Genomic DNA, 12,627 nt, shown 5'->3' on the forward strand with positions numbered 1-12,627 from the left:
CTTCCCTTCCGTTCCGTCCTCACCCGTCCAAGAGATGGTCAAAGTCTGGCCAAGGGTTGCCCGGTGCCAACTTCGCGACTGTGCACGGGGGTTAGCGTCCGCGCGTGAGAATCACCCGAACCCCCCGCACGGCGCCGACCACGCGCCGCACCCTGCTCCGCGCCTCCGCCGCCACCGCGGCGGCCGGCGTGCTCGCCGCGGGCTCCTCGCCCGTGAGCGCCGCCCCGAGCGCCCGGCCCGCGACCGCGGCGAGGCCCGCGACCCCGGCCGCGGCGCTGACGGAACTCGCCGCCGGAAACCGCCGCTGGCGCACGCTCCGCCAGCGCCATCCCCACGAGGCCGCCGGAGTGCGCGCCGCCCTGGTGTCCGGCCAGTCGCCGTTCGCGCTGATACTGGGCTGCATCGACTCCCGCGTCCCCCCGGAGCTGGTCTTCGACCAGGGTCTCGGCGACCTGATGACCGTCCGCTCGGCCGGCGAGGTGCTGGACGAGGCAGTCCTCGGCAGCATCGCCTACGGCGTCCTCGAACTGGGCATCCCGCTGGTGGTGGTCCTGGGCCACCAGTCCTGCGGCGCGGTCGCCGCCGCGGTCCACGCGGAGGAGACCGGGGAGAGCCTGCCCGCGCACATCCAGTACGTGGCCGACCAGATCAGGCCCGCGATCGTGCACGGGCAGCACGGCGACGCCCGCGTGGACGCCACGGTCAGCGCCCAGGTCCGGCTGGTCCGGTCCCGGCTGGCGCGCGAGGCCGATCTGGCGGCGAAGGTGGCCGCCGGGGAGCTGGCGATCGTGGGGGCGCGCTACGAACTGAGCACCCAGCTGGTCCACCGGGTCGGCTGACCGCTGGGGCACCGAGCCTCCGGGCTCGTGCGCCTCGGGGCCGCCGGACTCCGGATCGCCGGGCCCCGGGCCGCCGGGGCCCGGGCTCCCGTGCGTGCCGCAGCGCCGCAGGCCGGCCGCACCGGCAGGCTGAAGGACGGCGGGGCCGGGCGGCGGGGGCACCGAGCGGCGGAGACTAGGATCGGCACCCTGATGACTGCCACCCTCGTCGCCAAGGACCTCGCCGCCGGACACGGCGACCGCACGCTCTTCGCCGGGCTCGACCTCGTCGTCGCCCCCGGTGACGTGATCGGTCTCGTCGGAGTCAACGGCGCGGGCAAATCCTCCCTGCTCCGCCTGCTCGCCGGGCTCGACCGCCCGGAGGAGGGCGAGCTGCGGCTCTCCCCGCCCACCGCCACCGTCGGCCACCTCCCGCAGGAGCCCGAGCGCCGCGACGGCGAGACGGTGGCCGCCTTCCTGGCCCGCCGCACCGGCGTCGCCGACGCCCAGCGGATCATGGACGAGGCGACCGAAGCCCTGGTCGCGGGCGCCCCGGGCGCGGACGACGCGTACTCCGAGTCGCTGGAGCGCTGGCTCGCCCTCGGCGGCGCGGACCTGGAGGAGCGGGCCGAGCAGGTCGCCGCCGAGCTCGGCCTGACCGTGGGCCTCGACCGGCCGATGACCGCCCTCTCCGGCGGACAGGCGGCCCGCGCGGGACTCGCCTCCCTCCTCCTCTCCCGCTACGACGTCTTCCTGCTCGACGAGCCCACCAACGACCTCGACCTCGACGGCCTCGACCGCCTGGAGCGCTTCGTCTCCGGCCTGCGCGCCGGCACCGTCGTCATCAGCCACGACCGCGAGTTCCTGATGCGCACGGTCACCAAGGTGCTGGAGCTGGACCTCGCCCAGCAGCAGATCAACCTGTACGGCGGTGGCTACGCGGCCTACCTGGAGGAGCGGGAGACCGCCCGTCGGCACGCCCGCGAGGGCTATGAGGAGTACGCCGACAAGAAGGCGTCCCTCGAAGCACGCGGCCATATGCAGCGCTCCTGGATGGACAAGGGCGTCAAGAACGCCCGCCGCAAGGCCACCGACGGCGACAAGCTCGGCCGCAACGCCCGCAGCGAGGCCAGCGAGAAGCAGGCCGCGAAGGCCCGGCAGACCCAGCGCATGATCGAGCGTCTCGACGTCGTCGAGGAGCCGCGCAAGGAGTGGGAGCTGCGGATGGAGATCGCCTCCGCCCCGCGCTCCGGATCCGTCGTCGCGACCCTGCGCGAAGCCCGCGTCGTGCGCGGCGACTTCTCCTTCGGTCCCGCCTCGCTCCAGATCGACTGGGCGGACCGGGTCGCCATCACCGGCGCCAACGGCGCGGGCAAGTCCACGCTGCTGGCCGCCCTGTTGGAGCGGCTGCCGCTGGACTCGGGGAACGCCACGCTCGGTTCGGGGGTGGTGGTCGGCGAGGTGGACCAGGCCCGCAAGCTGTTTCTCGGCGCGCAGTCGCTGCTGGACGCGTTCTGCGCCGCCGTGCCTGATACGGAACCGGCCGAAGTCCGCACGCTGCTCGCCAAGTTCGGCCTGCGCGCCGACCATGTGATGCGTCCCGCGACCAGCCTCTCCCCGGGCGAACGGACCCGTGCCGCCCTCGCCCTGCTCCAGGGGCGGGGTGTCAACCTCCTGGTGCTCGACGAGCCGACGAACCACCTGGACCTGCCCGCCATCGAGCAGTTGGAGGCGGCCCTGGAGACGTACACGGGCACCCTGCTGCTGGTCACGCACGACCGGCGGATGCTGGAGGCGGTCCGCACCACGCGCCGCGTCGAAGTGGCGGACGGCCAGATCAAGGAAGTCTGAGCGTAGGCACGGGGTATAGGGGCGGGTCGCACCCAACTCCCTTAATCACGCGAGGCGTTGAGGGGCGGGCCGCACCCGGCGACCCGCCCCCGGAGACCGTCGGGGCTCAGCGCCCCCGGCCGCCGCCCTGCTTCGGATCGGCGAGCCCCGCCCGCCGCAGAGCGTCCGCCATGGCGCTGTTCGCCGGAGCCGGAGCGCCCTGGCCGCCCTGCCGCGATCCGCCGCCACCGCCACCGCCGCGCCGGTCCCGGCCGCCGCCACCCTGCCGGCCCTGACCGCCACCGGACGACTGACTCTGGCCCTGGCCTTGGCGCTGCTTCGGGGGACGGCCGCCCCGCTCGCCGCGGCCCTGCTGCCCGCCGCCGGAGCCGCCGCCCGCGCCGGGCTCGTCGTCGAGGCGCAGCGTCAGCGAGATCCGCTTGCGCGGCACGTCGACGTCCATGACCTTGACCTTCACGATGTCGCCGGGCTTCACGACGTCGCGCGGGTCCTTCACGAACGTCTTCGACAGCGCCGAGACGTGCACCAGGCCGTCCTGATGGACGCCGACGTCGACGAACGCGCCGAACGCCGCCACATTCGTCACGACGCCCTCCAGCACCATGCCGGGCTCCAGGTCGCCGAGCTTCTCGACGCCCTCCTTGAAGGTCGCCGTACGGAACGCCGGACGCGGGTCGCGCCCCGGCTTCTCCAGCTCCTTGAGGATGTCCGTCACGGTCGGCAGCCCGAACATGTCGTCCACGAAGTCCGCCGCGCGCAGCGCCCGCAGCGCCTCCGCGTTCCCGATCAGCGAGGCGACCTCGCCGCCCGCGCTCTTCCCCATCCGCCGCACCACCGGGTAGGCCTCCGGGTGCACGCTGGAGCCGTCGAGCGGGTCGTCGCCGCCCCGGATCCGCAGGAAGCCCGCGCACTGCTCGTACGCCTTCGGGCCGAGCCGCGCCACGTCCTTGAGCGCCTTGCGGGACCGGAAGGGGCCGTTGGAGTCGCGGTGCGCGACGATGTTCTCGGCGAGCCCCGAGCTGATCCCCGAGACCCGTGAAAGCAGGGGAGCGGAAGCGGTGTTGACGTCGACGCCGACGCCGTTCACACAGTCCTCGACGACCGCGTCCAGTGACCGTGACAGCTTCACCTCGGAGAGGTCGTGCTGGTACTGGCCGACACCGATCGACTTCGGGTCGATCTTCACCAGCTCGGCCAGCGGGTCCTGGAGACGCCGCGCGATCGAGACGGCTCCGCGCAACGACACGTCCATGTCGGGCAGTTCCTGCGAGGCGAAGGCGGACGCGGAGTACACCGAGGCCCCCGCCTCCGACACCATCACCTTGGTGAGCTTCAACTCCGGGTGCTTGTCGATCAGTTCACCGGCGAGCTTGTCCGTCTCGCGGGACGCCGTGCCGTTGCCGATCGCGATCAGGTCGACCGCGTGCTCCTTCGCGAGCTGCGCGAGCTTCGCCAGCGCCTGGTCCCACTTGTTCGCGGGCACGTGCGGGTGGATCACGTCGGTGGCCACCACCTTGCCGGTGGCGTCGACGACCGCGACCTTCACCCCCGTACGGAAACCGGGGTCCAGGCCGAGCGTGGCCCGCGTCCCGGCCGGGGCGGCGAGCAGCAGGTCGCGCAGGTTCGAGGCGAAGACCCGTACCGCCTCGTCCTCCGCCGCCGTACGCAGCCGCAGCCGCAGGTCGATGCCCAGGTGCACCTGGATCCGGGTCCGCCACGCCCACCGCACGGTGTCGCCCAGCCACTTGTCGCCGGGGCGGCCGCGGTCGGCGATCTCGAAGCGGCGGGCGACCATGTTCTCGTACGCGGAGGGGCCCGGCCGCTCGGCGGCCTCCGGCTCCTCCGGCTCCAGGACCAGGTCGAGCACGTTCTCCTTCTCGCCGCGCAGCATCGCGAGGACCCGGTGCGAGGGCAGCGCGGTGAACGGCTCCGCGAAGTCGAAGTAGTCGGCGAACTTCGCGCCCGCCTCCTCCTGGCCCTCGCGCACCTTCGCCGCCAGCCGGCCGCGCGTCCACATGCGCTCCCGCAGCTCGCCGGTCAGGTCGGCGTCCTCGGAGAACCGCTCGGTGAGGATCGACCGAGCGCCGTCCAGAGCGGCCGCCGCGTCCGCCACGCCCTTGTCGCCGTCCACGAACGCGGCGGCCGCCGCGAGCGGATCGACCGACGGGTCGCCGAGCAGACCGTCGGCCAGCGGTTCGAGCCCCGCCTCCCGGGCGATCTGCGCCTTCGTCCGCCGCTTCGGCTTGAACGGCAGGTAGATGTCCTCCAGGCGCGCCTTGGTCTCGGCCGCCCGGATGCTCGCCTCCAACGCCGCGTCGAGCTTGCCCTGTTCGCGTACGGACTCGAGGATCGCCGTACGCCGCTCCTCCAGCTCCCGCAGATAGCGCAGCCGCTCCTCCAGGGTGCGCAGCTGCGCATCGTCGAGGGATTCGGTCGCCTCCTTGCGGTAGCGCGCGATGAACGGCACGGTCGATCCGCCGTCGAGCAGCTCGACGGCCGCCCTGACCTGTCGCTCACGTACGCCGAGCTCCTCGGCGATCCTGCCTTCGATGGACGTCGTCACGGTTTTCCCGACTCGCCTTCTCGTACTGGCTGTGCTGGTCGTGCTCGGGTCGCGATGAGCACGTTCTTGCCTGCCGGGGGCATCCCCCGGCCTGCATTGTGCCGGGTGGCCGGTGGCCGTGTCGCGTGACCTCGGGCAACACGCCCGGGGCCCCGGCACCGTGTGCGGGGCCCCGGGCGGGGCGGGACACGTCCCGGTGTCTGCCGTGGGTCAGCCCTGGCCGGTCGCCGAGGCCGGGAACGCCCCCGCCGCGGCGGCCGTGAACAGGAAGCCGCGCCCCAGCTCGGTGAGCCGCTCCACGCCGTCCGCGCCCAGGTGTTCGTACGGGGCCGTGTCCATGCGGTCCGTCGCCGCCTCGACCTCCGCGCGCAGCGCCGTGCCGGCCTCGGTCAGCGCGAGCTCCTCGCCCGCGTCGAGCACCCCGCGCCGGCGCAGCCGGTCGGACGCCGCCTCCCAGTCGGCGCGACGCCAGCCCCGGGAGGACAGGATCCAGCGGATCGCCATGCCCTTCCCGGTGGCCGTGTGGCTGACGAGCGACTCCAGCGGATCCAGGCCGGCTGCCAGCAGGGCGGCGAGATGCGCGTCGCCCCGGTGCTCGCGGAGCAGGGTCGCGGCGTGCCAGAACGCCAGGTGCGGCTCCTCCGGCACCGGCAGGTCCGCGTGCGCGGCGTACAGCGGGCGGGCGTGCGGGGTGCAGGCCTCGGTGGCGCGCAGCGCGAGCCGGGCCGCCTCCGCCATCTCGTCGGACGCGACGATCTCCTCGCCGAGCAGCCGCCGCAGCGTCGAGTCCGCCGCCCGCAGCCGGGCTTCGAGGACTGCCTCGGGGGAGGCGGTCTCCCAGACGGCGGGCACATGGCGGGCCACCAGCTCGGGGTTGAAGTTGTAGAAGGTGGCGCTGACGGCCCCCGCGCCCACCGCGCCGAGCGCGGCGGCGCGGGTCGCGAAGTAGGCGGCGGAGGGGTCCTCGATGCCGATCTTCGCCATCTCCGCACCCAGGTCGGGGGAGAAGAAGAGGCAGGAGTGCAGCGGGTTGACGGCGTTGTGGCAGCGGCGCTCCGCGCGGGCGGGAAGAGTACTCATACCAGCACGTTACCGACTGGTCGGTACGGGGTGGAACCCCGGGGGAGGCACATCGCGTTCCGGGATGGGCCGATGGCAGGAAAGGTGGGGAACTCGTCATTGCGGCCATCGCCGTCCGCCGCCCAGGATGGCAGACGTGAAGCAGCGAACCGTCCTCGTCGTCCTCTTCGACGGTGTCCAGGGCCTCGACGTGACCGGCCCGATGGAGGTCTTCTCGGGCGCCTCCCGGTCGCCCGGGGTCTCCTACGACCTGCGGACCGCCTCGCTCGACGGCGGCCCCGTCCGGTCCACCAGCGGCCTGACCCTGATGCCCGACAGCAGCCTGGCCGACGCGCCCGCCCCGCACACCCTGCTGGTGCCCGGCGGGCAGGGCACCCGGGGCTCCCTCCCGGAGCTGACCGCCTGGCTGCGGGAGCACGGGCCGAAGCCGGACCGGCTCGTCTCCGTGTGCACGGGGGCGCTGCTGCTGGCCGAGGCGGGCCTGCTGGACGGACACCGGGTCACCACCCACTGGAACTACTGCGAGCGGCTGGCCCGTGACTACCCGGCCGTCCGGGTCGACCCCGAGCCGATCTTCGTACGGGACGGGAGGCTGGCGACCTCGGCGGGTGTCACCGCCGGCATCGACCTGGCCCTCGCGCTCGTCGAGGAGGACCACGGGCGGGACCTCGCGCTGAACATCGCCCGCCATCTCGTGGTGTTCCTGCGGCGTCCCGGCAACCAGGCCCAGTTCAGCGCCCAGCTCAGGGTCCAGACCGCCAAGCGTGAACCGCTGCGCGAGGTCCAGCACTGGATCGCCCAGCACCCGGACGCCGATCTCGGGGTCGACGCCCTCGCGGCCCGCGCCCGCCTCTCGCCACGGCACTTCGCCCGCGCGTTCCGGGCGGAGACCGGAACGACCCCGGGGCGGTACGTCGACCAGGTCCGCCTGGAACACGCCCGCCGGCTCCTGGAGGACACCGCCGACGGCGTCCAGCAGGTCGCCCGCGCCAGTGGCTACGGCACCCCGGAAGCCATGCGCCGGGCCTTCGTGAAGACCCTCGCGACGGCGCCGGCCGAATACCGCCGCCGCTTCCGCACGCCCGCTCCCCGCACCCGAGCCGCACCGCCCGCTCCCCGCACCCGAACCGCACCGCCCGCTCCCCGTACGTGAACCCGACCGACCTCGTCCGACCGACCGACCGAGAGGCATCACCGTGCAGATCGCCATCGTGCTCTTCGACCGCTTCACCGCCCTGGACGCGGTGGGCCCCTACGAGGTCCTCAGCCGGGCGCCCGGCGCCGAGACCGTCTTCGTCGCCGAGCGGACCGGGCCCGTCCGCAACGACAGCGGGAGCCTCGCGCTCGTCGCCGAGAAGACCTTCGCCGAGGTGCCGTCGCCCGACCTGGTGATCGTGCCGGGCGGTCCCGGCCAGAGCGACCAGATGGCGAACGAGGCCCTGCTCGGCTGGCTGCGCGCGGCCGACGCCACCAGCACCTGGACCACCTCGGTCTGCACCGGATCACTGCTGCTGGCCGCCGCCGGACTGCTCAAGGGCCGGCGGGCCACCTCGCACTGGCTGGCGCTGGAGGCGCTGGGGGAGTTCGGGGCCGAACCGACCGGGGAGCGCGTCGTCCTCGACGGCAAGTACGTCACCGCCGCCGGGGTCTCCTCCGGCATCGACATGGGCCTGACCCTGCTCGGCCGGATCGCGGGCGACGACGTGGCCCGCTCGGTGCAACTGCTCACGGAGTACGACCCGCAGCCGCCCTACTACTGCGGATCGCCGGAGAAGGCTCCGGCCGCCCTCGTCGAGGAGTGGCGGGCCAAGAGCCGCCACATCACCCGGTAGGGCCCGCGGCGCACCGCGTCACCCGGTGGGCCCCGTGGTGTAGGTGAAGCGAGGCGCGCGCCGCTCCAGGAAGGCGGCAACGCCCTCCGCCGTGTCGCCGCTGCCCCGCGCCTCGCCGGCCCAGTGGACGTCCCGGTCCGTCCGGCCCGCCGCGAACTCCTTCGCCGCGGCCTGCGTGAGCCGGGACCGGGACGCCAGGACCCGTACGTACTCCTCGACCCGCTTGTCCAGGCCGCCCGCGGGCAGCACCTCGTCGGCCAGGCCGGTGCGCAGCGCCCGTTCCGTGTCGATCAGCTCGCCGGAGAACAGCAGGTGCTTGGCCGTGGCCGGGCCGACGAGGGCGACCAGCCGCCGGGTCGAGGAGGCGGTGTAGACGATGCCGAGCTTGGCCGGGGTGACCCCGAAGGAAGCCCCCTCCTCCGCGAACCGCAGATCGCAGGCGGCCGCGAGCTGACTGCCGCCTCCCACGCAGTAGCCGCGCACCGCGGCCAGCGTCGGCAGGGGGAACGCGGCGAGCGCGTCCTCGGCCGCCACCGCCAGGTCCTGCGCGGTGTCCGCACCCTCCCGCAGCGTGGAGATGTCGGCCCCGGCGCAGAAGGTGTCACCGGCCCCGGTCAGCACCAGCACCCGGACCGCCGGGTCGGCTGCCAGCCGTCCCAGCAGCTCCGGCACGCTCCGCCACATCGCGGGGGTCATCGCGTTGCGCTTGGCGGGGTTCGCGATCACGACGGTGGCGACGCCGTGCTCGACGGAGGTGATCAGGCGGGGTTCCGTACGGTCCATGCGCCGGATGCTATCCGGAGGGTTCGAACCTATGATCAAGAAGGGGTCGCGAGGCGGGCACGCACCGTAAGGAGCTGTCGATGAACGGACCCACCGCCGAAGGACGGAAGCTCAGCCGCAGTTTCGGCTGGCTCGCGCTGCTCGGCACGCTGTTGGTGATCGCGGGGGTCATCGGCCTCATCTACACCGGTGTCGCCACCCTCACCACGATGCTGCTCTTCGGCTGGCTGCTGCTCGTCGGCGGTCTGGTCGGACTGCTGCACGCCATCGAGTCGCGCGGCACGAACTACTTCTGGCTGGGCGTGGTGGTCGCGGCTCTCAACATCGCCGCGGGCGTCGTCGTCATCAAGCACCCCGAGGGCACGGCCGAGGCGCTGACCATGTTCGCCGCCCTGCTCTTCCTGACCGGCGGGGTCTTCCGGCTCGTCGGCAGCGTCGTGGTGCGCGGTCCGCAGATGGGATGGACGCTGCTGCAGGGAGCCTTCGGCCTGCTGCTGGGCCTGCTGGTGCTGTTCGACTGGCCGCACAGCAGCCTGTACGTTCTCGGCTGCTTCTTCTCGCTGGCCCTGCTGTTCGACGGGCTCGGCCTGATCGCCATCGGCGTCGGCGGCCGACGTATCGTCAGCATGGTCTCGGAGCGGCTCGATGAAACTCCTCCGACCGCGAAGGAGCCGATCACGTCACCAGGAGACGAGCAAAAGTAGTCCCTGGGGCGTCAGCAATCCGCACTCTTGGTCAAATAGCGCCGATACCTGGCTACTTCCGATCAGTGGCACGGTCCGGACCAGGCCATTCCCAACACTCTTTACTCGACGGTCAGTGCAGTGCGAGTGAGAGCTGGTGCCGGACGATGGAGAGCCTCGGGAGTGCCCCCGCCGACCCCGTGTCGTACGAGGGGGTGTGGCGCTTCACCGCCCCCGCCGTGGACGCGTCCGTACCCAGCGCCCGGCACGCCGTACGCGATCTCCTCGGCCGGCAGGGCGTGCCGATCGAGGACGACATCCTCCAGGGGCTGCTGCTGATCGTCTCGGAGCTGGTCACCAACGCCGTCAAACACGCGGCGCTCCTCTCGCCCGAGCTGGCCGTCGAGGTGGCCATCGCCGCCGACTGGGTCAGAGTGTCGGTCGAGGACAACCACCCCTACCGCCCCACCGCCCTGGAGACGGACTACGCGCAGACCGGCGGCCGGGGCCTGCTGCTGGTCAAGGTGGTCACCGCGGAGGCGGGCGGCACCTGCGACGTCGAGCACACCGCCAGCGGCGGGAAAATCATCTGGGCGGCGCTGCCGTTGAAGACGCAGCTCTGACCGCCCTTGCGCGAAACGCGGCTCCGGCCGCCCCCGTACGCGACCGGGCGACGGGTCACCAGCCCGCAGAGGGCCCCGTCAGCTCACGGATCGCCGGCCGTGCCGCGTCCAGCACCGTCATGAACCACGCCGAGAACGGCCCTTCGGCATGCCGCTTCTCCAGCTCGGCCGCCGTCACGAAGGCGGTCTCCCCGACCTCCTCGGGGTCCGGCTTCACCTCCGCCTGCGCCATCCCCACGAACAGGTGGTTGAACTCCTGCTCCACCAGGCCCGACGCCGGGTCCGGGTGGTTGTAGCGCACGGTGCCCGCCTCGGCCAGCAGAGACGGCGAGATGCCCAGCTCCTCGTACGTACGCCGGGCGGCGGCCGCGAACGGGGACTCGCCCGGATAGGGGTGCCCGCAGCAGGTGTTCGACCAGACGCCGGGGGAGTGGTACTTGCCGAGCGCCCGGCGCTGGAGCAGCAGCCGCCCCTGCTCGTCGAAGAGGAACACGGAGAACGCGCGGTGCAGCTGCCCGGGGGCCTGGTGGGCCGCAAGCTTCTCCGCGGTGCCGATCGTGGTGCCGTTCTCGTCGACCAGTTCGAGCATGATCGCTTCTGCGGTGCCGTTCGACGAGCTGTGCGTCGCGGTGGCTGGTGTGGTCGGCATACCCATCCTTCGCTTTGGTCCCCGGCCTCGTGCGCCGGGCCCCTGGAGTCCGGTCAAGTCTGCCGTACAAAAGCCGCTTGTCCGCACTTCGGGTCCGGGCATGTCCGTCCCGCCGCGCCCTGCGAGCGCGGCGGGACGGACGGGCCGTCAGACGCCGAAGGCCGCCGGATAACGGATCAGGCCCGCCGGAACAGACACGGAATCGTCCAGCACCAGGGCCATCATCGCCTCGTCCGGCACCTCGAAACCTGGCCGGATCCCGTAGCGCGAGGCCGGTTCGAAGCCGAAGCGCGGGTAGTACTCGGGATGACCGAGCACCAGCACCAGCGCCTCACCGCGCACCCGGGCGGCGTCCAGCACCGCCCGGACCACGGCCTGCCCCGCGCCCTGCCGCTGGTACGCGGGGGACGTGGCCACCGGGGCAAGGGCGAGCGCCGGGGCGTCGCCGACCCGGCAGCGGGTCAGCAGCGCGTACGCGGCGAGAGACCCGTCCGGGGCCTCGGCGACGTGACTGAGCTCCGGCAGCCAGGCCTCGGGGTCCTCCCGCAGGGCGTCCACGAGGTCCGCCTCGTCCCGGGTCGGAAAGGCGGCCGTGTTGACCGCGTGCACGGCCTCGCGTTCGCCCGCGGCCTCCGGGCGCGTTGCCCACCGGGGATCGGCCGGGCGCAGCACGTACGCGGCATAGCCGTACTCCGCCCCGTGCTCACGCCGGACCGCCAGCTCCTCGCGGGTGGCCGCGAGCGCCCACCGCATGCCGGGGGCCGAAGGATCGGCGCTCTCGACCCGCTCGGCGAGCGGGACGTAGTACGCGTCCCAGTCGCTCTCGGGCTGGACCAGCACGGCGGAGACCGTGCACCCCGCGGCGACGGCCGCCGCGGTGGTCCCCGGAAGGGTGCGCAGGGAGCCGTTGCGGTCCCAGAAGTCGCGCGCCCCGGCGGACGGCGCGTCCGTGGTCCAGACGCACTCGGAGATCATCATCGCGCCGCCCGGGGCCAGCAGCCGCTGCCAGTCGCGGACGGCGGGGTCGAACCCGATGCAGTAAGCCGACCCCTCGGCCCAGATCAGGTCGAAGGACCCCTCGGGGAACGCGGGGCCGGTGAGGTCGCCCATGTCGGCCCGGATCGTACGGATGCGGTCGCCGAGGCCACGGGCCCCGGCCGCCTCGCGCAGCTCGTCCAGGAACGGCTGGTGCAGGTCGACCGCGGTCACCTCGGCGTCCGCCTCGGCGGCGAGCAGCAGAGCGGCCCGGCCGGGACCGCAGCCCAGGTCGAGGACGCGCGGGCGGTCGGGCAGCGGACCGGCCAGAGCGAGCAGCCGACGCGTGGTCGCGTCGGAGCCGGGACTCTGCCGGGGAAGTCGGTGGTGCAGGGAGAAGAACGCCTCGGTGCGTGAGGCGTCGTCGGTGTGGTCGGTCAACGTGGGAACCCTTGCGTGTGAGGGCTCCGGCCGGACGCTTGAAGATCTAGCCGGAAACCCGGGAGATGAGGAAGGACCGATTGCCGCGCCGGGAAGGCGTCTTCGCGACCGTCATCAACCTCAGCTCCTCTCGAAAGGGTCCCGGTGACACCGGGTTCCGCTCCACCGCGAGACTCATACGTCTCGGCGAAGCAACCGTAGCACCGGCGGAACCGGTCCTAGGGCGTGGGGGGTTTGTTATGTGGGTGCCGCCCCGGCCCACAAAAAAAAAACAACCCCGCCCGAAGCGAGGCTGGGACGAGCGGGGGGAGGGGGGGGCGGCGGGCGCA

General features: G+C 73.1%; 11 protein-coding genes. 6 read left to right on the forward strand and 5 right to left on the reverse strand.

The window, feature by feature from the left end; all coding sequences use genetic code 11:
* The first annotated feature begins 104 nt into the window (after positions 1-104).
* Positions 105-839: a carbonic anhydrase gene (locus ACFWRV_RS24965; RefSeq protein ID WP_384337969.1), complete on the forward strand. Its 735-nt coding sequence runs from the start codon at positions 105-107 to the stop codon at positions 837-839.
* 192 nt (positions 840-1,031) lie between these two features.
* Complete coding sequence (locus ACFWRV_RS24970; protein ID WP_384337970.1) at positions 1,032-2,669, forward strand: ABC-F family ATP-binding cassette domain-containing protein; 1,638 nt, start codon at positions 1,032-1,034, stop codon at positions 2,667-2,669.
* 106 nt (positions 2,670-2,775) lie between these two features.
* Here the strand turns inward: ACFWRV_RS24970 and ACFWRV_RS24975 are convergent, their stop codons facing one another.
* Both ACFWRV_RS24975 and ACFWRV_RS24980 read right to left on the reverse strand, forming a co-directional pair.
* Positions 2,776-5,232: a Tex family protein gene (locus ACFWRV_RS24975; RefSeq protein ID WP_384337971.1), complete on the reverse strand. Its 2,457-nt coding sequence runs from the start codon at positions 5,230-5,232 to the stop codon at positions 2,776-2,778.
* A gap of 210 nt (positions 5,233-5,442) precedes the next feature.
* Positions 5,443-6,312 (reverse strand): hypothetical protein, encoded by an 870-nt coding sequence (locus ACFWRV_RS24980; protein ID WP_384337972.1) that lies wholly within the window; start codon positions 6,310-6,312, stop codon positions 5,443-5,445.
* Positions 6,313-6,439: 127 nt separating this feature from the next.
* On the opposite strand from ACFWRV_RS24980, the gene ACFWRV_RS24985 reads away from it, so the two are divergent.
* A complete protein-coding gene (locus tag ACFWRV_RS24985) occupies positions 6,440-7,465 on the forward strand; it encodes a GlxA family transcriptional regulator (protein ID WP_384337973.1) in 1,026 nt (341 codons plus the stop codon).
* 43 nt (positions 7,466-7,508) lie between these two features.
* Complete coding sequence (locus ACFWRV_RS24990; RefSeq protein ID WP_384337974.1) at positions 7,509-8,144, forward strand: DJ-1/PfpI family protein; 636 nt, start codon at positions 7,509-7,511, stop codon at positions 8,142-8,144.
* Between the two features lie 18 nt (positions 8,145-8,162).
* Here the strand turns inward: ACFWRV_RS24990 and ACFWRV_RS24995 are convergent, their stop codons facing one another.
* Positions 8,163-8,927 carry an enoyl-CoA hydratase/isomerase family protein gene (locus ACFWRV_RS24995; RefSeq protein ID WP_384337975.1) on the reverse strand — a complete coding sequence of 255 codons (765 nt, stop codon included), beginning with the start codon at positions 8,925-8,927 and terminating at the stop codon, positions 8,163-8,165.
* Between the two features lie 80 nt (positions 8,928-9,007).
* Between ACFWRV_RS24995 and ACFWRV_RS25000 the strand changes: the two genes are divergently transcribed.
* Both ACFWRV_RS25000 and ACFWRV_RS25005 read left to right on the forward strand, forming a co-directional pair.
* On the forward strand, positions 9,008-9,631 hold the full coding sequence (locus ACFWRV_RS25000) for an HdeD family acid-resistance protein (RefSeq protein WP_384337976.1): 624 nt from the start codon (positions 9,008-9,010) through the stop codon (positions 9,629-9,631).
* A 146-nt stretch (positions 9,632-9,777) separates the two neighbouring features.
* Positions 9,778-10,233, forward strand: coding sequence for an ATP-binding protein (locus tag ACFWRV_RS25005; RefSeq protein WP_030076393.1), 456 nt, complete (start codon positions 9,778-9,780; stop codon positions 10,231-10,233).
* A 55-nt stretch (positions 10,234-10,288) separates the two neighbouring features.
* On the opposite strand, the gene idi is transcribed toward ACFWRV_RS25005, so the two are convergent.
* A complete protein-coding gene (gene idi, locus ACFWRV_RS25010; protein ID WP_384337977.1) occupies positions 10,289-10,882 on the reverse strand; it encodes an isopentenyl-diphosphate Delta-isomerase in 594 nt (197 codons plus the stop codon).
* A gap of 147 nt (positions 10,883-11,029) precedes the next feature.
* Positions 11,030-12,298, reverse strand: a complete 1,269-nt coding sequence (locus ACFWRV_RS25015) for a GNAT family N-acetyltransferase (protein ID WP_384337978.1) — start codon at positions 12,296-12,298, stop codon at positions 11,030-11,032.
* Positions 12,299-12,627 lie beyond the last annotated feature (329 nt).

This window comes from Streptomyces sp. NPDC058576 (assembly GCF_042718715.1).
Taxonomy (GTDB): Bacteria; Actinomycetota; Actinomycetes; order Streptomycetales; family Streptomycetaceae; genus Streptomyces.

What these genes read in the sequence shown, in the direction of transcription:
- ACFWRV_RS24970 (WP_384337970.1), top strand. Translation starts at nt 1,032, where the DNA reads ATGACTGCCACCCTCGTCGCCAAGGACCTCGCCGCCGGACACGGCGAC.
- ACFWRV_RS24980 (WP_384337972.1), bottom strand. Translation starts at nt 6,312, where the DNA reads ATGAGTACTCTTCCCGCCCGCGCGGAGCGCCGCTGCCACAACGCCGTC.
- ACFWRV_RS24985 (WP_384337973.1), top strand. Translation starts at nt 6,440, where the DNA reads ATGGCAGACGTGAAGCAGCGAACCGTCCTCGTCGTCCTCTTCGACGGT.
- ACFWRV_RS24995 (WP_384337975.1), bottom strand. Translation starts at nt 8,927, where the DNA reads ATGGACCGTACGGAACCCCGCCTGATCACCTCCGTCGAGCACGGCGTC.
- ACFWRV_RS25000 (WP_384337976.1), top strand. Translation starts at nt 9,008, where the DNA reads ATGAACGGACCCACCGCCGAAGGACGGAAGCTCAGCCGCAGTTTCGGC.
- ACFWRV_RS25005 (WP_030076393.1), top strand. Translation starts at nt 9,778, where the DNA reads ATGGAGAGCCTCGGGAGTGCCCCCGCCGACCCCGTGTCGTACGAGGGG.
- idi (WP_384337977.1), bottom strand. Translation starts at nt 10,882, where the DNA reads ATGCCGACCACACCAGCCACCGCGACGCACAGCTCGTCGAACGGCACC.